Raw genomic sequence first — 22,378 nt, forward strand, 5'->3', positions numbered from 1 at the left:
ACCCACGTAAAGGGAATAACTTTCATTTCTAACTTCTAACCTTCCTACTTTGGGTTTAAAACCAATAACGGAATAATCATCTCTTCTAACGAAATACCACCATGCTGGTAGCTGTTTTTATAATAACTCACATAATGATTGTAGTTGTTTACATAAGCCAAGAAAAAATCGTTTTTTGCAAAAATATACGAACTACTCATATTTATTGTTGGCAAACCAATTTTTTTAGGATCTTTTACCGCATACACATCCTTATCTTCATACGTTAAGCTACGCCCTGTTTTGTATCGAAGATTTAAGCTAGTATTTTTATCGCCAATCACCTTCGAAGGATTTTTTACGTTAATTGTTCCGTGATCTGTAGTTAGCACCAGTTTAAAACCCATTTTTTGACCTTGTTGAATTATCTCTAAAAGTGGTGAATTCTTAAACCAGCTTAGTGTTAAGGAGCGATAGGCTTTATCATCTGAAGCCAATTCTTTTACCACATCCATTTCGGTTTTAGCATGCGAAAGCATATCAACGAAGTTGTACACTACCGTAACCAAATCATTATTTTTTAAAGCCTTAAAATTCTCGGCTAGTTTTTTACCGCTAGCAAGGTTGGTAATTTTAAAATAATCCTGTTTGATGTTCAATCCTAATCGTTTCAGGTGAGCAGCTAAAAACTCCGCTTCGAATAAATTTTTACCACCTTCTTCGGGATCATTTTTCCAATATTGAGGAAACTGCTTTTCCATTTCTAATGGCGTAAGTCCAGAGAAAATAGCATTTCTGGCATACTGAGTGGCGGTAGGTAAAATAGCGTAATAATCAACTTCTTTTTCTAATTTGTAATGATTGGATACCACACTTTCAAATGCCTTCCATTGATCGTAACGCAGGTTATCAATCACCACAAACAAAACAGGCTTGTCTTTTTTAGTAATTTCAGGCACTACCACTTCTCGAAACAAAGTATGCGAAAGTACGGGTCTGTCTGCTTTGGGTTCATTCGAGCCTTGACGAACTGGCGTGGCAAACCAATCTTCATAATTGCGCTCTATAAATTTCCCGAATTGCGAATTGGCTTCCACTTTTTGCGACTCAAGAATGGCTATCATGCTTTGGTCTTCAATGTTTTCGAGTTCTAATTCCCAGAATACCAATTTTTTATACAATTCAATCCAATCGTCATAGGAATTGACCATAGACAATTCCATAGCTATTTTTCGAAATTCCTTCTGATAGTCTAAAGTGGTTTTTTCAGAAATCAATCGCGAGTGGTCTAAGTTTTTTTTCAAGCTTAACAAAATCTGGTTCGGATTAACTGGCTTAATCAAATAATCGGCAATTTTAGAACCAATGGCTTCCTCCATGATATATTCCTCCTCACTCTTGGTAATCATGATAACAGGCGTCGAAGATTTCTTTTCCTTAATTTCGGCCAGTGTTTCCAGACCGCTCATTCCGGGCATATTTTCATCTAGAAAAACAATATCAAAATCGCCTTCTTCAAAAACATCTACCGCATCACGACCGTTATTGCAGGTAGTGACGTTGTAATTTTTCTTCTCTAGAAACAGGATATGAGGCTTGAGCAAATCGATTTCATCATCTACCCAAAGTATTTTTATTTGATCCATTAGTATGGTTTTTGTCTTTTTAAAATGTGAAGCCAATTTAGCATTATTACAACGAGTACTTCTTAAAATTATTGTAAAGTTATGTTATAAACGTTATTACATCATCCGGTTAATACGAGTCTAATGTTATCAAGTTAAGGAAAAATTGTTTCCGATTTGTTTTCCTGATATAAGGAGGTATCGCAGGTATAATACTCCCGCTATGTGATTTCTCCTTATGTCGAAATAAAAAAAACCTTAGCTTAATGATATTGATTATCAAATATTAAGCTAAGCAATTTTGTCATTGCTTACCACAATCATTGCAAGTAAAATAAAAACAAACTTCTTTTGCACTTCAAAAACCCTATATTTTACGGTAGTTCAGCAAACTTTTGTTTTTATATATAAATGATATTCAGTATTTTACGGATATTTAGAAAATGGAATTTGTCTTCTCATTTGTTAAGAACTCAAGCCGAATGTGAATAAGTTTGACTTTCTTTTATGATTATAAATGCTAATCTTTGTAAAGTCAGTTAGGCGTTAATTATCAGCGTACTAAGACAAACTATTTTTTTGTTTCATTTAATACCATACCTACTATGAGTGTTAAGTACAAAGTCCTTCCTCGGAAGAATCCTCAGGACATATTGGCTCCTGAGAAGTTTTATGCCGCTGCTATTGCAGATTGCGATGTCGATTTGGATAGGCTCGCTGAGCTAATTTCCTATCAATGTACGGTTACCGAATCTGATTGTTATGCGGTGTTGCTGTCTTTAGAGCACAACATCATTAGCGAATTGGGTGAAGGTAGAATTGTTAAACTGGGCAGACTTGGAAATTTTCAGGTTGGCGTTAGTTCTGAAGGCAAAGACACTGCTGCAGAAGTTACTGCCAGCGCGATTACCAAAAGTCGTATCTTGTTCCGTCCTGGAAAAAGATTGCGTGGTATGTTGGAAAGCGTATCTTTCCGAAAAGCCGGCTAGTAACCCGCCATGTAGAGTACATTTACATGTTTGAAAGCCTCGAGTGTTCCCGCACTCGAGGTTTTTTTTTGTCTTTTTTTACGAAAATAGCCGTCATTTCGTCGGGACGAAACTTTTGTTTCGTCCTGACCGTCTATTTCACTCGTCCTGACGATACAAATAGACGGTCAGCACGAACTGAAAAAAAGCTCCTGAGAGAGAAAAAAGAACCTAAAAACACATTTTTTTGTAAAAAAAGCTCAAAAAAAGCAATCAAAAGGAGTGTGCTTTTTCCTAAAAAACACTTCTTTTTTAGCCAATTTCCTATGTTTTCAATCTGAAGCCAAGCGACTAAACAACAAAAATCTATGAAAAACTATGGTTCTATGTTGTTTTAAAAAAAAAAGAAAACACCCATTTACTCCATAAAAAGAGCTCAAAAAAAGCAATCAAAAGGAGTGTTTTTTTCCTAAAAAACGCTTCTTTCGTAGCCAATTTTACTATGTTTTCTATCTGAAGCCAAGCGACTAAACAACAAAAATCTATGAAAAACTATGGTTCTATGTGGTTAAAAAAAAAGAAAACACCCATTTACTCCATAAAAAAAGCTCAAAAAAAGCAGCTAGTAACCCGTCTTTTTGAGCAAATTTAGATGTTCGAAAGCCTCGAATAGTTCCCGCCATTCGTTTCGAATCGTTTTGTAAATGTAGTAGATTATTGCTTTTGTTGTACGCCCTTTGTTGAAAAGTCGTTAAAATCGTTGGTTTTACAAGGGATTAGCCGCTATAATTTATCAACATTTGCTCACTTTTGTACCAGAAAATTCCGAATAAATAATCGCTTTTATGCCGCTTTTTTCTTTTTTTATAGCTTGTAATGCAGGTACTAACATGCTACATTTTATACCATAAAAACAGAATACTATTTGTTTCATTCCTTTATCTGTCGTTATAAATAGACCAAAAAAAACGGGCACATACTCTTGCTAAAACCAATTATATTCGTTAGGTTAGAAATAAGTAATGCTTAACTTGTTGGGTGTAATTATTAAAAACGTCAGTTCGAGTCTTTTTTGCGAAGTGAAACGTAGCAAAAAATGTATCGAGAACCGTTTTTAATGAAATTTTTCTTGTTCTCGATACGATTTTCTTCCCGAAGCTTCGGGAGAAAATCACTCGAACTGACGAAAAATTATCATCAAAAACTAATTACACCCAACGGGTTAATACTTACCAATTATACATACGTTCCTATGTGTAGTTCTGAAAAGTTTAATGCTTTTACTACTTTATCAATTGCATAAAATACATTCCTTATCTGAATATCCATTTTTTTTAGCCCAAGCTAAACATTCTGCCTTAATGGAATGACACGGAGTATAATCAAGGCTGTCCACTGTCCATTTTCCTGTTCCGGCACATTTTCCACAAAATTTAAGGTCAATATCTTCAACGAAAGCATCACCGCTACAACTGTTATTAAATAGCGTACTAATGAAAAATGCAATTATAATATATTTACTCGCTTTCATAATTTAAAAATTTCGTAAAAACATTTAAATCATCCTATTAAAGTTACCTAATTTTTTTATGCTACACAATAAAAGAAATCAGTTTATTTACCGCCGGACAGATAGTGTATTACCGCATTTATAATTGCTCTAAATAATTAAAATTGAACTCCTTTACGGCTTTCCTCAATGAGTATGGAATAAATTTCAATATCTTAGTGGTTAAATAAATTTTAAACCTTTAATGGCAGCCGTACAAAAACAAAAATTAAAACAACAACTTTGGAATATCGCCAACACCCTTCGTGGGAAAATGGATGCCGATGATTTTAGAGATTACATATTAGGGTTTATTTTCTACAAGTACCTGAGTACTAAAATGGATTTGTATACTAACGAAATACTGAAACCAATAGTTTAATACATTTGTATTGTACAATATTTATTTGATAAAATTACTTATAAATTAATCTTGACAATATACTTTGTTAGTATAACAACAATAGAAGAATGTATTGGTTTAATTATGATTTGTTGTGCATTCGTAAAAACTACGTTTATATACTATAGCTTATTCAGAGTTTCTTTTAGTTCATTAGGATCCTGAAGTTCATCTAGTGATTTGGACGTATAATGAATCTGCATGCTTGGAATATCATTACCAATACTTATTAATGTTATTTTTATAGTAGTTCTTTCAGTGTTCCAAACAGCATAGAGATTCAGATTTTTATCGGCAATAGCTTGTTTTTTATTGGTTTTGTCAAACAAAGGGTCAGTAGTATTCCATGTTTCCTTCTCTTTAGCTGCTATTCCATATTTTTGTGTGAGTAGTTTAAAGAAAATAGAATAATCCTGATAATAAAGTTCTGGGTTGCTGTATATTCTTGAAAAAATATAGATTCCGCTAATTAGCTTTTTGTTTTCATTAAATATATATAAAACCTTGAAATTAGAACCAACAAGTTTATCGTCATACTCTAACTCATAATTATTTAATTTAGAGAAAAAAGGTGCTTTTTCTTCAGCTCTTACTTTTTCCATTGTACTTCCCCATCTAAAATTTCTAAAATCATTAGTTTGTGCAATGCCACAATGCATTCCAACCATTAAACTAAGTGCGGCAAATAGTATCTTTTTCATTTCTTTCAATTTAGATTTTATATTTTTATTTTGACATTTGATTGTTACTTTCAGTATTCTAATTAGAGTATTGTTTTTAGTTAATAATTCGCTAAGGAGGTTCCTATTATAGGTGTGAAAACTTCATTAGACATGAAAACCTAAGAATGTTTAGAGCACTAAGAGCTTCCGCCAAATATTTATTAAGATTTATTACCAAAACAAAAGTCCCGATTGTAAAACCGAGACTTCTGCTAGATGCTTGCTTGAAACTATAATTTATTTTTCACTACACGTTACATTTTCCTAAAGAAACTGCATTTGCGGCTACTAAACTATACTTCATTTCGGACATAACTTTCTAATTTTCCTTTTGGAACCTTAGCTGTACAAATGCCTGTAACAAACACCATTTTTATATGATATGATATCCTCTTTTTAAGAACTTAAATCTTTACCAAAGATAGGGTAGCTATAGGAGAGTGAAAATGACAGCCATCATATCTTGATTTGATTGTAATCAAAAAAAGAACTAAATTTTATAAATGAATGCCAAGGGAGTACTTATGATTGTGATGGTTGCTTTTTGTTTTATTAAATTTTGAGCGCCAAGAACTCTGAACAATATTTATACAACTATTACCAAAACAAAAGTCCCGATTGTAAAACCGAGACTTCTGCTAGATGCTTGCTTGAAACTATAATTTATTTTTCACTACACGTTACATTTTCCTAAAGAAACTGCATTTGCGGCTACTAAACTATACTTCATTTCGGACATAATTTTCTAATTTTCCTTTTGGAACCTTAGCTGTACAAATGCCTGTAACAAACACCATTTTTATATGATATAATATGATATCCTCTTTTTAAGAACTTAAATCTTTACCAAAGATAGGGTAGCTGTAGGAGAGTGAAAATGACAGCCGTCATATCTTGATTTGATTGTAATCAAAAAAAGAACTAAATTTTATAAATGAATGCCAAGGGAGTACTTATGATTGTGATGGTTGCTTTTCTACAGGTATTAACAATTAAATTATTAGCTATAGAATTTACTTCTTCATTTGTAAAAAAAAACAAATTTAGAGATAAATGAAATTAATTTATTTTTAGATAGGTCGCTAGTTTCAATAATCTTTTTAGATTTTAACATAAGAAGATTTGATAAAATGTTTTGATAAAAAATTATAGGGTACTATTATCGCTCAAACAAACCAATACTTCCGCCAACCCAATCTTTATCTTTATTGAATTTAACTCCAATCATTTCACCACGGCTTAAACGAACCAAATTGCAAAGTAGAGTAGGAGCAACATCGTTTTTTTTCCATACACAAAGTAGTCGTACTTCGACTTTTACTTTGCCATGTGGCGATTGCACAATAGGGATATAATGAACTTTTTTTTGAAGAATATAAAGGTCTTTTTGTTTTACAGCTTCAATATCCCCTTTTTGAATATTAAATATAACTCCTGACCCCGAAAAAGAAAATAAGGGTTTTAAAACGTAATTTTCTAAATCCTCTGGGATTTCTTTTAATTCACTCAATAATGTAGTTTCTATAAAATACTTTCCTTTTAAAAACGGTAAGATAAATTTGCTAATTCTGAAAAACCAATTGGGGTGTCCTGCCCATTCAACATCCAAATTATCTGAAAAACTGAAATTGAGTTTTAAGTCAGTTCGTAATTCTAATTCATCAAAAATTACTCGGTTGTATATTCTTTTAACTAAAACTTCTTCATCCTTCTCGTTTTTATAAAAAAGTTGGTTTCCCTTTTTAATAATATTAGTTACGCAAATAGTAGGTATCCCAATATCTTTACTACAATACAAAAAATCGATTCTGGTGTTTTGCTTTTCGGGTTCGATTTCTAATAAAATAACATTTTCTTTTGGTAGATTATCGCAAATTACTTCACTAAGAATTGACACATATTCATCAGAAGTTATACCATTAAAAAAAGGGGTTAGTTCCTCTAGGAAAGGATATTGATTTTTAAATTTTGAATATAAGTTTGACTGATAGTTATATAAAGTAGGAAAGCCCTGCACTTCAATTAACTTTGGAATTGTCTCTCCGTTTTCTTCACAAATTCCAAAATCAATTGCTAAAAATGTAGTATGTGCATCTTCGTTAGGAACTTTAGTATTGAGTTCTAATGATTTGTTTGTAAGCTCTTTAAAATTATCTTTCTGAATAAATTGTATAACATCATTACAACCTTCAATTAATTGTTGTTTTAAATCCTTTGAGATAAAAAATGGAGTTTCTGCCATTCTAAATGTTGGCACATAATTAAAATCAGAAGCGATATCGTCTTGTAAATCTTGGTATTTTTTTAGGCTAAAACTCTCGTTAAATAAAGTACGATATTTAGAAATCATTATTGAAATTTGGATTTAATTAGAAAGAATTTTTTTCGTTTTCAATAAATCATTTATAGCAATTCTTAAAAAATTAGGGATTAAAGTTTCGTTAGTTTTGTAAATTTTTTCATCATCCAATAAATCCTCTAGCATGTTTCTGAATTTTCTTTTCCCTTTCATCTTTTTGATTTTCTCTTTAGTAGTAGCATTTCTCAAATTAGCAATAAAGCTAATAGGATCAGCTTCTGGATGAAATTGCGTACCTACAAAATAATCGGTAAAACGAACCGCCATAATAGCTCGTTCGTATTGCACATGATCACGAATTTTTTCTAGTGAAATTATTTTAGCTCCTTTCTTTGCAAAGACACTTAGTTTAGGTTGTACTACTTGATAATCACGAGAATCTATTCCGTAAAAAGGGTCTGCTAGGCCTTCAAATAAGGGGTCTTTAATTCCTTCTTTAGTTTTATGTATGGTCATTACCCCAAAAGAAGTATCATTACGTTTTGTAATTTCGGCTAATCCGAAATGTTTGCATGCCATTTGAAAAGAATGACAAATAAATAAAACATGTTTTTTGACTTCGTTGTCTTTGTTCCAAGCCATTAATTCATCTATAAAAGCATAGTATTTCTTGTCCCAATTTCCATCACCAATTAACGGGTTTCCTGGACCACCAGTTGAAATATAAATGTCGTATTCTTTTATATTTGGCAATTCCGATTTTCTTCTAACATCAAAAATTTTAAAACTTACAATTCGATTAAACCTATTAATTATATCAATAATACAACGCATTCCTTGATTAGGTTCACCGTCATACATGTCTAAAATTGCGATTTTTATGGTTTGCTCACTCATGGTATTTATTTTTTAAAAGTAAATCATTAGCAAAGATAAAATATATTATTACAACCCGTTAGTAAATTCACTAGTAATAAAATCTACTACTTTAGAGAGGTCATTTGTTTTTTCAAAAACTGCTAATTGTTTATCTGCTCCGGTTCCTTCTTTCATAATTGTGTGCACATAATTAATTTGGTCTCGGCTTCCTAATTCATCTACTACATCATCAATAAATTCGAGCAATTCAATAATTAACATTTTAGTTTCTACTTCTTTTTGAAGACCAAAATCTATCATATTTCCTTCTATCCCATATCGCGCTGCTCGAAATTTGTTCTCTTTTATTAATGCTAATCGGTAAATATTGAAACTCATGTTGTTTAAACTCAATTTGTATAATTTTGCTACTATGGCTTGAATAATTGCTACAATACACATGGTTTCATCAACAGTTAAACTCATATCACAAATACGAAACTCAATCGTATCATAAAAAGGATGCAAGCGCAAATCCCACCAAATTTTCTTAGGATTATCGATACAATTTGTCTTCACAAGAGTTTCCAAATAATTATCATAGGAACTAACAGAATCAAAATATTCGGGCAATCCCGTTCTTGGAAACTTATCAAAAACTTTAGTTCTAAAAGATTTATAGCCAGTTTTGCGTCCTTCCCAAAAAGGAGAATTAGTTGATAATGCAAAAATATGCGGTAAAAAATAACAGGCTTGGTTCATTAATTGCAGCCCAATTTCTCTATTTTCTATACCAACATGACAATGCATACCAAAAATTAAATTGGAGCGTGCCGCATCTTGCAACTCATTAACAATGTTATGATAACGCGGATCGTCGGTAATTGGTTGGTCTTGCCAGCGAGAAAAAGGATGCGTTCCTGCACCACCAACAACTAAGTCTTGCTTTTGGGCTAATTCTAAGATTTTACTTCTTAATATTTTAATTTCATTTGTAGCCTCTTGAACATTATTACAAATATTGGTGCCCACTTCAACTACAGATTGATGCATTTCGGCTTTTACTTGTTCATGTAAAATTGTTTTCGCACCATCGACAATTTTGGATAAATGAGAACGTAAATCTCTTGTATCAGGATCAATTATTTGGTATTCTTCTTCAACTCCTAGAGTAAAAACGGGTAGTTTTTTCATAAAAAGACTGGATTATTTATTTTTCTGAAGCGGCATCTTTAATAAAAGTTCCCCAAGTTAAATTCATTTTTCCAGGTTTTTGCTTTTTTGCTGCTGCAATGGCCATTTTAGCAGCTTCCTCTACAACCCACTCAAAATTTTCTGCTCCTACTGAAGTTAATTCGGCATCAGGAGCTGGATTTCCAAAATCAATTGCATACGGTATTCCGTCACGAACGGCAAACTCTACCGTATTAAAGTCATACCCTAATCCTTTGCAAAGTCTTAGTGTATAGTCTTTTATAGTGGCTAAAAGCTTTTTATCTACTGGAGGGCCATCAATTACATAACGTAAATGATGAGGGTTTCTTGGTTCGTATTGCATTATTTTAACTGCTTTGCAACCCAAACAATACACTCTAAAATATTCTGTAAAGACAATTTCTTCCTGAAGCATCATAACGAGTTGTCCCGTTTCTTTATGAACATCCCAAAATTCATCTCTATTTTCTAACCGATACACATTTTTCCAGCCACCACCAGCATAAGGTTTCATATAAGCAGGAAAACCTATATAATCGAAAATAGATTCCCAATCCATTGGGTATTTTAAATTTCTGAATGATTTTCCAGTTGTATCCGTAGGATGTTCTGCTGATGGAAGAATTACAGTATTTGGAATTGGAACGCCTAGAGTATCCGCTAAAGCATTATTGAAAAATTTATCATCAGCACTCCACCAAAAAGGATTGTTAATTACGTTCGTATCTGTTAGCGCAGCATTCTTTAAATAGGCACGATAAAAAGGAACATCTTGAGAAATTCTATCAATAATAACAGCGTATTCTCCGTCTTTATTTTGAATAACCTTATCAATACTTACTGCTTCAGCTATAATTCCTTTTTCATTTTTTGAATTTACTCTGTCTATAAACGCTTGTGGAAAAGTATCTTCCATTCCGAATAATATTCCAATTTTTTTCATTTGAGTATATTTTTAAAATTTGATTATTGTTTAAAATTTAATTCGTGATAAATAATGAGGAAACATTTCTTTCCAAACGGGCCAATCGTGTTCTCTGTCCTGCCTTATGTCTAGCCAATGGTGAATGTTTCTATCACTAATTACTTTACTTAGCTTTAGATTTGCATCAAAACAAATATCCCAATTTGATGTACCTAAAACAATATCCATATTCCATAATTCGTTATCGTTTAGACCATAGAGATAGTCTTCTGGACTGTTGTAAAAAACATCATCATTATGAAAACCGTCCATAAAATTTTTTATACTAAAAGCTCCACCCATTGAAAACATGTGGCTCACATATCCTGGATGCCTAAAAGCGAAATTAGCTGCGTGATAACCTCCAAAGCTACATCCAGCAAGAGCAACTTTTCCTGACCAAGTATTATTTTTTACTCGCTCTACAATTTCGTGGCAAATCATTTTATCGTACCAAACATGATTTTGAATGCGATGCACTGGATAAATGTTTTTATTATAAAAACTATCTTTATCGATACTGTCTGGACAAAATATTTGTATTAATCCTTGTTCTATATACCATCTAGCAGATTCAATTAACCCCATGTCTTTATTTTCATGAAAACTTCCCATAGAGGTTGGAAAAAGAATAACTGGATACCCCGCATGACCAAAAACGAGCATTTCTATTTCTCTACTTAAATTTGGGGAATACCATTTGAAATATTCTTCTTTCATATTGTTTTAAACTTTTAGCAATTATAATTAAAAAAGTGAAACAAAAAACATTAAGTTAGTTTTACAAATCAAAGTATTTTTAATAAAAATAGACTTAGATGCGGTTTATTTCGTGCAGAATATTTATGATATAGCGGCTATTTATCAAATAATTGCACTTGACTTTTAAATCTCTCGATAAGCATTCCCATCATTCTTTTATTTAGGCTGGATGAGTTTTTTATGTATTTAGCATATTCTTCGGTTGTAAAAAGTCCAATAATCATTCCTTTTAAAGCATTTCTATACTTAATGTCTTTTTGAATGGCATTTTCAATTATCAAAAGTTTTTTTTCTGATGACTTGGTCTTAAAATCGATTTTGCTTTTGTTAATGTAATTTATAAAAGACATAACAAATAAATCGTTTTGTAACTTTAAAATTGGGCGAAGTACTTGGTTTTGAAATGCTTCGTCGGCAGATGAGGATGATGTAACGACACCAATAGATTCCCCTCTAAACGTATTCAGCAATAAATCTCTTTGTATCATACTTTTTTGTTTTAAAATTAAAGAAAAATGCAATATAAATTTGATTATTTTTACATTTAACAAAAAGAAAATATGCGATTTCATACAAGAAAATGGGTAAAACCCGAAGATTTAAATCCCAATGGTACCTTATTTGGAGGTAAACTTTTAGCTTGGTTAGATGAAGAATTGGCTTTATATACCATTATTCAACTAGAAAATTCCAGAATAGTTACCAAACACATGTCCGAAATTAATTTTAGAAGCTCAGCAAGACAAGGCGATATAATAGAAATTGGAATTGATGTAGTTAAGTTTGGTACTACATCACTTATTCTAAAATCAGAAGCAAGGAATATGATGACTCGAGAAACCATTATTACCATTGATACCACAACTTTGGTTTCTTTAGATGAAAACGGTAAGCCTAAACCTCATGGTAAAACAGAAATTGAATATATAAAAGACCGTTTAGAAGATTAAAAAATACTTCATCTGAAATTTTAGATTTCTGACATTTTTTGTTCTGAAGCACTATTTTCAGTTGGCATTTCAAAAATTTCTAAATCAAAATAAGTAATTGATGCAAAAATATGATCGAAAATATCAGCCATAATGTATTCATAATTTTCAAAACGTTTGTCTTTTGTAAAAGTATAGATTTCTAAAGGAATGCCATGAGCTGTAGGTTGTAATTGCCTGCAAATTAGAATCATATCTTTATTAAGGCTGGGGTAATGATTAAGATATTCAGTTATGTATTTTCTAAACAGTCCAAAATTGGTTAAGTTTCGTCCGTTTATGGCTAACGATTTATCGATGTTGTTTTGGGTATTGTATTTTTCTATTTCTTTTTGTCGAGTATCGATATAGGAACTGATGATTTGTATTTTTTTTAATTGTTCCAATTCGCTTTCCCGTAAAAATCGGATGCTTTTTGCTTTTACTAATAGATGTCTTTTTATTCTTCTGCCATCAGAATTGAGCATGCCTCGCCAATTTCTAAATGAATCAGAAATCATACTATATGTAGGAATTGTAGTGGTCGTATTGTCGAAGTTTCTAACTTTAACAGTAGCTAAGTTAATTTCAATTACATCACCATCAGCACCAAATTTATCGAAGGTAATCCAATCACCAATTCGAACCATATCGTTTAAAGAAACTTGAACACTAGCGACAAATCCGAGTATAGTATCTCTAAAAATTAAAATTACAATCGCTGAAACCGCTCCAAGAGTAGTAAATAATGTATTAGGCTTAATTTCAAATATTTCTGATATAATAACTGTAATTCCAATCATCCAAAGTACAATCATAATGACTTGAATGAAGCTGTCTATTGGCTTATCACTATAAGCAAGGATATGTTTAAGATAATCTCTAAAAGCATTAAATATGGTTCTGATGATCCATAAAATAAGTAAAACTATATAAATACCAACCAGTTTGCCGAAAATGGATTCCCAATAAACATAATTATTTAAAATTATTGGAACTGATTTATTTATAAATAATAGCGGAATAAGATGCGAAATGTATTTTGTAGTTTTATTTGATATCAATAAGTCATCAAACTTGGTTTTAGTTTTTCGTGCAATGATTTCCATTAATTGAACTAAAATAAATCGAAATACTAAAAAAATGATATAAGATATAAAACAAAGAATAGTAATGTTGATAAACAAACTCAAATAGGAAGCTATGGTATCATGTAATCCCCATTTTCTTAATAAAGGATAACACCAATCAAATAATTGATTTAAAAACTTATTCATTTCTTAGGTATTTCTTTTCCATGTAGAAAGTCCCAAAAGGTATAATAGATGCCAAACAAATAGCAGCTGATTTTTTATAACTCCAACTTCTTTCAAAAGTTAGCATAATTGCAAGTATAATATATCCAACAAAAAGTAGGCCATGAGCCATTCCTATAACTTTTACATAAATGGGTTGACTCAAAATATATTTCATTGGCATGGCGAAGAAAAATAAAAGTATCAACGAAACTCCTTCTAATAGTGCAATAATTTTGAAAAATTTAATCATGTTCTTTTAGTTTTTGATTTAAGTAAATGTATATTTTAAAAAAACTGTTTTTTTAACCTTGCAAAATTAGTTATTATCATTCGTTTTTGATGGATAAAGTAGCTTACTTTTGTTTTATATTAACAAATAATGAGCAAACGAGATTTAAAAAAATATTTGACAGAATTAAACAAAGAACAACTTGAAGAGCAAATTCTGGAGTTGTATGATAAGTTTGCGAACGTAAAAGTATATTATGACTTTGTTTTTAATCCAAATGAAAAAAAATTAGTTCAAGAAGCCAAACTCAAAATTTCTAACGAATATTTTCCTATAAGGGGCAAAAGGGCAAAATTAAGACGTTCTATTTCTCAAAAATACATCAAACATTTCATCCTTCTTGGTGTAGATTCTTTTATTGTTGCCGATTTAATGCTGTATACTATTGAAATTGCTCAAACATATACCTCAGAGAAAATAATAAAGCAAGAATTGTTTTTTAAAAGCATGCTCAATTCTTTTGAACAAGCGATTAGTTTTATGATTGAAAAAAATATTCTTTACGAATTTCAATCTAGAGCAAACACCATTAGAGACCATGCCATTTCACAAAATTGGTCAAATAATTACGAATTCAACGCTATTTTAGAACGCTTAGAATATTAATTTTTAGAATTCAAATCAAATACATTTATTTTAACATAGAATAACTCTTTTTTAGGTGTACTTTTGCAAAAATTCTAAAAGTATATATGTCTCAAAAAGATTTTGATCTTGAAGTAGAAGAAAAAAAAGAGCTTTATGGTTACCAAAAAGGTGACATTAATGCTATTTTTGAGCGTTTAGACAATTCGCCAAGTAACTTCCATTTATTGTATCAATTACCTACTGGTGGAGGAAAAACAGTTATATTTTCAGAAATTGTTAGACGGTATTTGTCTAAACACGATAAGAAAGTAGTGGTACTTACACATCGAATAGAACTTTGTAAGCAAACTTCAAAAATGCTTAAAACTTTTGATGTAAAAAATAAAATCATTAATAGTAAAGTAAAAGAGCTTCCCGATCAAAACGATTACTCCTGTTTTGTTGCCATGGTAGAAACTTTGAAAAACCGTATCAATGATGAGAAATTACATTTAGACAACGTTGGTTTGGTTATTATTGATGAAGCACATTACAATTCATTTCGGAAATTATTAAGCTCTTTTAAAAATGCCTTTATACTTGGTGTAACAGCCACACCTTTGAGTTCGAATATAAAGTTACCAATGAACCAAAATTATGATGAATTGGTAGTAGGAGATACCATCTCTTCATTAATAAATAATGGTTTCTTAGCAAAAGCAATAACCTATAGTTATGATGTAGGATTAACGTCATTAAAAGTTGGTATTAATGGTGATTATACTGTAAAATCTTCAGATGATTTATATTCTAATATGGCCATGCAAGAAAAATTATTGCATGCGTATACTGAGAAATCTTTAGGAAAAAAGACATTAATATTCAATAACGGGATAAACACTTCGCTCTATGTTTATGAAACATTTAGAGAAGCTGGATATCCGATACGACATTTAGACAATACGAGTAATCCTGAAGATCGAAGAGAAATATTAGCTTGGTTTAAAAAAACACCTGATGCGATTTTAACTTCTGTTGGAATATTAACAACAGGATTTGATGAGCCCACAGTAGAAACTATTATTTTAAATCGCGCAACAAAATCGCTTACTTTATATTATCAGATGATAGGTCGTGGTTCTAGAAAATTACCTAATAAAGATACCTTTATAGTTATAGATTTAGGAAATAATGCGGCAAGATTTGGATTGTGGAGCGAACCTGTAGATTGGCAACATATTTTTAAATCTCCCGAATTTTATTTAGAAAACCTAAGAGATGATGCTGAAATAGAACTCTATTTTAAATACCAAATGCCTCCTGAATTGCGAGCTAAATTTAGCAAGACTAAAGTGGTTACTTTTGACGTTGATGAAGAACATAAAATTGTTATAGCGCAAAATCTTAGATCTAAAGTAGTGATAGAGAAATCTTTAGAGCAACATGCAGCAATGTGTGTTGATAATACCGAAGAACTTTATGAAGCTAAACAATTAGCAAAAGAGCTTCACGACGATATAGAATGCAGGATGAAACGCTATGCAAAATGTTTAAGTCATTGCAGCAAAAATTATCGCGAATGGCTTATAGAAGATTACAAATTAAAATTAACGTTACTTATTGGAAAAAAAATTAGAGAAAACATGTTCTAATTTTAATTTTATTAAATCTTCAACTCGATGAAATACATCATTTTATCGATGTATTTACCACATTTTTTTTAACCCTTTTTTTGCAATCACTTTTAGTATCACTAAACGTGTATTTCATCGACTTTATCAGTATTTACGACAGATTTCAAGGTTTTTCTTTTTTTATTGAATAAAGTCAAAATATCTTTGCTACAGTAACGAATATAAAATCAGTGTAAAATACAATTTAACACTAATAAAAAATATTGGTTTAGGAATACAAAGAACAAACTTTATGAATATGAAAAACAAGTACGATGTAATGTTAATTTTAGAGGGAACGTATCCATTTAATGGAGGAGGAGTTTCAACTTGGGCGCACATGCTATGTAATAAAGTTAAAAACGTAAATTATACTTTATATTCTATAAATGCAGATTTTGAGCAAAAATCTAAATATGAATTAAGTGACAATGTAAAAAATGTGATACAAGTTCCTCTTTGGTCTCCACTTGAGCCTCAAGAACTTATAAGTTATGGTAAGAAATTCCATAAAACAGTAAATAGAAAAGAACAAAACGACTCAAATGAAATAGTTGAGAAATTTATTCCAATTTTTGAAAAATTACTGAATCACATATATGATGAAAAAGCAGATGTAGAAGATATTGATGATACAATATTTGATATGTGGCAATTTTTTCAAAAACACGATTACAAAAATACGATGAAAAGCGTTGCTGTTTGGAAATGTTTTTGCACAACGGTTTCTGCTATTATTGCTAAAGACAACCATTATAGCGCAACTTTGTATGACTTTACTGTTGGAATGCGTTGGATTTATCGTTTTCTTATTCCAATTTCTATTGATGTTCCTAAAGTTGATGTTTCACATTTAACTTTGTCTGGTTTTCCTGTAATTCCTGCTTTAGTATTAAAATACAAATATGGAACTCCAATTATTGCAACAGAGCATGGTGTTTTTATTAGAGAACGATTAATTGCTATAAATTCATCTGAATATTCATTTTTCTTGAAAAACTTATTAATTAAGTTCTCAGAATGTATTACAAGAGTAGTATATTATAAATCTGATTTAATTTTATCAGTAAATAAATTTAATATTTCTTGGGAAAAAATGTACGGAGCAAATCCAAACAAAATTGACGTTATTTATAATGGTATAGATGTTGATCTTTTTTCACCAATAGCAAAACCAGCACATTTAGAAAATGTTCCAACTGTTGTTGCAGCAGCTAGAATCTTTGAACTAAAAGATATTATCACAATGATTAAATCGTGTGATGTGGTAAAACAAGAAATTCCAAATGTAAAATACCTAGTTTACGGAGACAATAATGCTGTTCCAGAATATACAAAAGAATGCACCAATCTTATAAAAAAATTAGGATTAGAAGAAAATTTCATATTGGCTGGTTATCATGATAAGCCACATGAACTTTTTTGCGAAGGAGATATTTCGATATTAACTTCTATTTCTGAAGGTTTTCCTTATACTGTATTAGAATCTATGAGCTGCGGAATTCCTGTAGTTGCTACAGATGTAGGGGGGGTTACTGAGGCTTTAGATGATAAATGTGGATTTATTTGTAAACCTAAAGATTACAAATCATTAGGAAAAAGTGTTATTACTTTATTGCAAGATGAAGTTTTAAGAAAACAAATGGGAGCAAACGCCCGTAAAAAAGTAATCGATAATTTTACAATTGATAAATTTATTAAAGAATATGAAGTTGCTTACGATTTCATAATCAACAAAAAAGTACAAGAGCCAATATATCTTAATCCACAAATACACCAAGAAGAGGCTATGGAGGCGTCATAAGCACACATTTTTTATTAACCAAAAATAGAACCCAAATCTACAATGGAAAATCACTTTACAAACATTAGAGCCTTAATAGAAAATACTAAGGACAAAATTGGTAAGCCTGTAAGCAGTCAAGTAGTTGCAGCAACTATTGAATCATTAGGTATACGAGAAAAAGATACTATAGATGATTATGGTTTTAACTCCATAAAAGATTTATCAGAGTTAGTGTATTATGAACTAACAACAGATGAATATTATTTAGGAGCTAAAAATTCCAAAGAAAGAGAAGTTGAAGCCACGCAGCCAAAAACAATACAAGTCTCTGATTATATGTGGATAAAGGCAAAGATTTTTGCCGAATATTATTCACTTGGAATTTTTCATCTTCTGCCCATTTTGATTCAAATAGCCGCCATTATCTTTTTTGGTTATTCCCTCTGGACTTTTGTAGGATTCAATGAAATACAATCAACTGCCGTCGTTTTGGGGGTAGTTGTTGGTTTAATATCAACTGGTGGTTTTGTTCAGGTTATAGGAAAGCAAGCATCATTTTATTTTAATTATGAAGATTATAAAATGATGAGGCAAACTATTAACTATTTGCACAAAGTTGGCACTATTTCAATTTTTGTTGTACTTGCAGTTATCTTTCTACTAAATTTCTTTTTCCATATTTATCCGTATGAGATTTTATTTGTAGTTTTTGCTTACGCTTTCTTAATAGGAATGCTATTACTTCTATTAGCTCCTTTACATACTATTAAACAACGTTGGGTAATTACTTTAGCTATTTTTTCAGGCACTGTTGTTTCAATTGTATTAAAAGAGACAACAACTTTATTAATTTTTGCTACACATTGGATAGGCATTGCTACTGCTATTATAGTATCAAAATTATTTTTAATGATTTACTTTTCGAGGCTAACAAAAAATAAAAAATCAATTAGTGGTGATAAAATAAAAGTGCCTGTATTATTGTATCATAACTATCAATATTTCTTTTATGGCATTTTTATTTATGTATTTATTTTTATGGACAGAATTATGGCATGGTCATCTGGAATTAACGGAAATCTACCTTTTTTAGTTTATTTTGAAAAAAATTATGAATTAGGAATGGATTTAGCTATTTTAGTCTTTTTATTACTCTCAGGAGTTTTAGAATACAGCATTGCATCGTTCACAAGATTTATTGACATTGGACAAAAGATTACAGATCATAAATCTCCAGAAGTATTTAACAACCAGCTTCGTAAAATGTATTGGCAACAGATTTTACTGCTTTTTTTAACTAGCTTTGCAGCGTTTACATTTATCTATTTTATAATAACCGCATCATGGGGATTTGAAGCTCAGTTTCACGAAGTGCTGTTAAATTTAAGTATAAAAGTCTGTGTAATTGGAGGAGTAGGGTATATGTTACTAGCCTGGGGAATGTTAAATTCTTTGTATTTATTTACATTAGGTCAGTCATTAAAACCTTTAAAATCAATAGTTTATGCCTGTTTACTTAATTTATTTTTAGGTTTTGTGTTAAGTCGATTTTTTGCTTATGAATTCAGCGTTGTGGGAATGCTTTGTGGAGCAGCACTATTTGTAGCGCTAACTTTAAGAGCAAATATCAAATTTTTCAAAAATCTAGATTACTATTATTATGCAGCTTATTAAAATTTTTCTTTACATTTTACCGTCAATATTAACTAGTTCTTCTTTGCAAAGCAATATAAAAAAAAGCACTGTATTAGTTTGTTATGGTAAAGTAAAGCCAGAATCCATAAAAGGCTATTCTTATGTTATCTTGGAGTCATTAAACTATTCTTCTAAGGAAATTAAAATAATTAAATCACAAAACTCAAAAGTATTTGCCTATATCAGCTTGGGGGAAGTAAACATTCATGCTCCTCATTATAAAATGTTAAAAAAACATACTTTAGGAAAAAACCAAAATTGGGATAGTTATTATCTTAACCTAAAATCTAATAAAACTCAAGAAACTTTATTAAGTATTGTTGACGAAACCTTGTCTAAAGGATTTGACGGATTATTCTTAGATAATATTGATAATTTTACGATTTTTGGTCCTCAGAAAGAACAAAAAAAGGATTTAATAAATGTTTTAAAGAAGATTAAAGAAATATATCCTAAAAAAGAATTTATACAAAATGCTGGTTTAGATTTAATTCCTGAAACAGCATCTTACATTAATGCAATTGTAGTAGAATCTGTAGCTAGCGGCTATATTTTTAAAGATAAAAGCTATAATTTAAGAAACAACAGTGAATTTAACAATCAATTGATTCGTTTAAATTCAATTCGTGAAAGCACTAAGATTCCTATTATTTTAATTGAATATGCTGATTCAAAAAAATTATTCAATCAAATCATAGAGAGAATTGAGCCTTCAAAATTTGATTACTTTATAGGTAATATTGACTTACAAAGTATTCCTAAATTTAAAGAATAGAGAATATGATGTTTTTAACAAGTTCCATATTACTAGGTTTTTTAAGACTTTGCGGTATCATACTATTTTTATTTTATTTGCATAGGAAATTTGTAAATGTTAAACGACATGTTAATTTTTTAGATTTTATTGTTACTAATTGGTTTCGTTATAGTAGTTTATTAATCGTAATGATTTTTATTTTAGTACAATTAAACGCTTATAATTTATTTAACTGTTTAGTCATCTTTTCATTAGTTATCACATTAGATATTATTGGAATACAGAATCTTACAAATCCTAGAAATTATTTTAAGACACAAATAAGGGATGCTTTATTAAATTTTTTAAGAAATATTGAAAACAAAAAATCTTTTTGGTTTTGGTTTTCATTTGATTCATCAAATAAAGAAAAGAACAACAATATCCTTATATTTATTCTGACTGTATTTATTGGCACTGTAACTTTTGCGAGTAGATATTATTTTATAATTTATGATAATTATTCGTTATCAGATGCTTGGATTTATGATTTAAATAAGGTTATTCAGTTTGACAATCAATATTGGTTTACTTACGAATTAGCTACAGATGCCGAATTGGCTTTTGTAAATTTTTATGGTAAAATTACTGATGTAAGCCCTGAAATAGCACTTCAGGTAATTTCAATTTTAGAGTCAACACTTCTAGCAATTATTATGTTTTGGGTTATAAATAAATTAACACCTTCAAAAATACTTGCACCAACAATTGCCTCTCTTTTTTTTGCAATGGTTTATGTATTGACACCCTTAAATATTTATTTTTTGCTAAAAGGAAATCCAATGTTTTTAGCGCTTACATTTGCATTGCCCGCATTTGTTTTTTACTTAAAACCAACATTACTAAAAATTACTAAAATCACTTATTTCTTAAGTTTTGTTTTAGTTTTTATAGCAGTTGGTTTAATTGATTTATTTACGCTTTTTATATTAATTCCACCATTTTTAATAATTGGTTTAATCTTTACAAAACAAAAGTATAAGAGAGATAATCTTATTGCATTTTCTTCATACTTATTAGCAATCGGGATGTTGTATGCAATTTATAGTTTTGCATGCTATTTTCAAAGAACAGAATTACTAGATTATTTGCAATCAAATTTACTTTCTGTAAGTTCTTATACTTATGTTCCACAATTAATTTTACCGTATAAATTAATAATTTTTTATGCCCAAGTAAGCACTTTCATTGGGTTACTTTTAGTTCTACTTTTGGTTATATTCAAAAAAGAAAATTGGAGATCTACTTTTGTATTCTTTTTGTATTTTAATTTTATTATAGTACTTACATTTTTAAAAAGTGAATGGATTGATATTGACATGTTATACAATTCCTTATCTATTTTCATACCCATTATCATAGGATTTAATGCCGCAATAATTATAAGAATATTAAATTTAATTTTTCAAAGATTTGAAAGATTTAGCCCAATAACAGTTAGTATAATTGCTATTGTTATGATTTATTATTCAATATACTATCAAAAGAAAAACATTAATTTACTTACAGAATCCGATCAAACGCCAAAGGAAATTTTAAATGCTTATGATAAAATTTATCAGACATTTTTCCAGTTAAAATATTCTGTTGTAAATGATCCTGCAACTGAGGTTATTAGTACAAATAAGCATTTCTTTATAAACTACGATTTTTTTTTAGAAGACTATTTAAAAAGAGATGCTATCTATTTTAAAAATAAAAAAGATCCTAAATTTTTAGTAAAATATCCTAAATATACCTTAACGAAAAGCGTTTTGGTATTTGTTTTAAATGATAAAAGTAAAGCAGAAAATAATGCATTTGCAGAAAATAAAAATTTAAATTCTTTACTTGAAAAGAAACTTGATGAACTAAAGAAGAGAGGTAGAAAAATTAATCTTTTTTACAAAACAGATATTCTAAAAGTATATGAAATTGTGAATGAACCTGAAGAAAGTAAAATTTCTGACTTAATTTTTTAGA

Annotated in this window: 19 protein-coding genes and 1 pseudogene; 9 read left to right on the forward strand and 11 right to left on the reverse strand. The window is 30.1% G+C overall.

The genetic code is table 11. The annotated features are described in order from the left end of the window. Positions 1 to 44 precede the first annotated feature (44 nt). Positions 45 to 1,625, reverse strand: coding sequence for a T9SS response regulator signal transducer PorX (gene porX / locus F6464_RS01985; protein ID WP_151106071.1), 1,581 nt, complete (start codon positions 1,623 to 1,625; stop codon positions 45 to 47). A gap of 584 nt (positions 1,626 to 2,209) precedes the next feature. Between porX and F6464_RS01990 the strand changes: the two genes are divergently transcribed. After that, the gene (locus F6464_RS01990; protein ID WP_151106072.1) at positions 2,210 to 2,593 is read left to right on the forward strand and encodes an HU family DNA-binding protein; all 384 of its coding nucleotides are present in this window, start codon (positions 2,210 to 2,212) and stop codon (positions 2,591 to 2,593) included. Positions 2,594 to 3,863: 1,270 nt separating this feature from the next. Here the strand turns inward: F6464_RS01990 and F6464_RS01995 are convergent. Then, entirely contained in the window at positions 3,864 to 4,103 is a 240-nt protein-coding gene (locus F6464_RS01995; protein ID WP_151106073.1) for a hypothetical protein, read from the reverse strand. Positions 4,104 to 4,326: 223 nt separating this feature from the next. Here F6464_RS01995 and F6464_RS02000 point away from each other — a divergent pair. Beyond that, positions 4,327 to 4,494 (forward strand): annotated as a pseudogene (locus tag F6464_RS02000) (type I restriction-modification system subunit M N-terminal domain-containing protein); the annotation flags it as partial. Positions 4,495 to 4,646: 152 nt separating this feature from the next. Here the strand turns inward: F6464_RS02000 and F6464_RS02005 are convergent. The 7 genes from F6464_RS02005 to F6464_RS02035 form a co-directional block, all read right to left on the reverse strand. Then, positions 4,647 to 5,225, reverse strand: a complete 579-nt coding sequence (locus F6464_RS02005; RefSeq protein WP_151106074.1) for a hypothetical protein — start codon at positions 5,223 to 5,225, stop codon at positions 4,647 to 4,649. A gap of 1,180 nt (positions 5,226 to 6,405) precedes the next feature. Continuing rightward, positions 6,406 to 7,596 carry a hypothetical protein gene (locus tag F6464_RS02010; protein WP_151106075.1) on the reverse strand — a complete coding sequence of 397 codons (1,191 nt, stop codon included), beginning with the start codon at positions 7,594 to 7,596 and terminating at the stop codon, positions 6,406 to 6,408. A 15-nt stretch (positions 7,597 to 7,611) separates the two neighbouring features. Then, positions 7,612 to 8,442 (reverse strand): type 1 glutamine amidotransferase, encoded by an 831-nt coding sequence (locus F6464_RS02015; protein WP_151106076.1) that lies wholly within the window; start codon positions 8,440 to 8,442, stop codon positions 7,612 to 7,614. 48 nt (positions 8,443 to 8,490) lie between these two features. Continuing rightward, positions 8,491 to 9,597 carry a carboxylate-amine ligase gene (locus F6464_RS02020; RefSeq protein WP_151106077.1) on the reverse strand — a complete coding sequence of 369 codons (1,107 nt, stop codon included), beginning with the start codon at positions 9,595 to 9,597 and terminating at the stop codon, positions 8,491 to 8,493. A gap of 16 nt (positions 9,598 to 9,613) precedes the next feature. Beyond that, on the reverse strand, positions 9,614 to 10,561 hold the full coding sequence (locus F6464_RS02025) for an ATP-grasp domain-containing protein (protein WP_151106078.1): 948 nt from the start codon (positions 10,559 to 10,561) through the stop codon (positions 9,614 to 9,616). A gap of 30 nt (positions 10,562 to 10,591) precedes the next feature. After that, positions 10,592 to 11,302: an esterase family protein gene (locus F6464_RS02030; RefSeq protein ID WP_151106079.1), complete on the reverse strand. Its 711-nt coding sequence runs from the start codon at positions 11,300 to 11,302 to the stop codon at positions 10,592 to 10,594. 137 nt (positions 11,303 to 11,439) lie between these two features. Next, positions 11,440 to 11,832 (reverse strand): glyoxalase, encoded by a 393-nt coding sequence (locus F6464_RS02035; protein WP_151106080.1) that lies wholly within the window; start codon positions 11,830 to 11,832, stop codon positions 11,440 to 11,442. Positions 11,833 to 11,904: 72 nt separating this feature from the next. Between F6464_RS02035 and F6464_RS02040 the strand changes: the two genes are divergently transcribed. Further along, positions 11,905 to 12,294, forward strand: a complete 390-nt coding sequence (locus tag F6464_RS02040; RefSeq protein ID WP_151106081.1) for an acyl-CoA thioesterase — start codon at positions 11,905 to 11,907, stop codon at positions 12,292 to 12,294. Between the two features lie 20 nt (positions 12,295 to 12,314). On the opposite strand, the gene F6464_RS02045 is transcribed toward F6464_RS02040, so the two are convergent. Together F6464_RS02045 and F6464_RS02050 are read right to left on the reverse strand one after the other, a co-directional pair. Then, positions 12,315 to 13,589 carry a mechanosensitive ion channel family protein gene (locus tag F6464_RS02045; protein WP_151106082.1) on the reverse strand — a complete coding sequence of 425 codons (1,275 nt, stop codon included), beginning with the start codon at positions 13,587 to 13,589 and terminating at the stop codon, positions 12,315 to 12,317. Next, the gene (locus tag F6464_RS02050) at positions 13,582 to 13,860 is read right to left on the reverse strand and encodes a DUF3817 domain-containing protein (protein WP_151106083.1); all 279 of its coding nucleotides are present in this window, start codon (positions 13,858 to 13,860) and stop codon (positions 13,582 to 13,584) included. The genes F6464_RS02045 and F6464_RS02050 overlap by 8 nt, the downstream gene beginning before the upstream one ends. 129 nt (positions 13,861 to 13,989) lie before the next feature. Between F6464_RS02050 and F6464_RS02055 the strand changes: the two genes are divergently transcribed. From F6464_RS02055 to F6464_RS02080, 6 genes are all read left to right on the forward strand, one after another. Next, positions 13,990 to 14,505 (forward strand): DUF6155 family protein, encoded by a 516-nt coding sequence (locus F6464_RS02055; protein WP_151106084.1) that lies wholly within the window; start codon positions 13,990 to 13,992, stop codon positions 14,503 to 14,505. An 86-nt stretch (positions 14,506 to 14,591) separates the two neighbouring features. Continuing rightward, entirely contained in the window at positions 14,592 to 16,118 is a 1,527-nt protein-coding gene (locus F6464_RS02060) for a DEAD/DEAH box helicase (RefSeq protein ID WP_151106085.1), read from the forward strand. Between the two features lie 280 nt (positions 16,119 to 16,398). Continuing rightward, the gene (pelF, locus tag F6464_RS02065; protein WP_151106086.1) at positions 16,399 to 17,943 is read left to right on the forward strand and encodes a GT4 family glycosyltransferase PelF; all 1,545 of its coding nucleotides are present in this window, start codon (positions 16,399 to 16,401) and stop codon (positions 17,941 to 17,943) included. Positions 17,944 to 17,985: 42 nt separating this feature from the next. Then, entirely contained in the window at positions 17,986 to 19,599 is a 1,614-nt protein-coding gene (locus F6464_RS02070) for a hypothetical protein (RefSeq protein WP_151106087.1), read from the forward strand. After that, on the forward strand, positions 19,586 to 20,395 hold the full coding sequence (locus F6464_RS02075; protein WP_151106088.1) for an endo alpha-1,4 polygalactosaminidase: 810 nt from the start codon (positions 19,586 to 19,588) through the stop codon (positions 20,393 to 20,395). Before F6464_RS02070 ends, F6464_RS02075 begins: the two co-directional genes overlap by 14 nt. 170 nt (positions 20,396 to 20,565) lie before the next feature. Next, positions 20,566 to 22,377: a hypothetical protein gene (locus F6464_RS02080; RefSeq protein WP_151106089.1), complete on the forward strand. Its 1,812-nt coding sequence runs from the start codon at positions 20,566 to 20,568 to the stop codon at positions 22,375 to 22,377. Position 22,378 lies beyond the last annotated feature (1 nt).

Origin of the sequence: Flavobacterium luteum, assembly GCF_008806775.1 — a bacterium.
GTDB lineage: Bacteria > Bacteroidota > Bacteroidia > Flavobacteriales > Flavobacteriaceae > Flavobacterium > Flavobacterium luteum.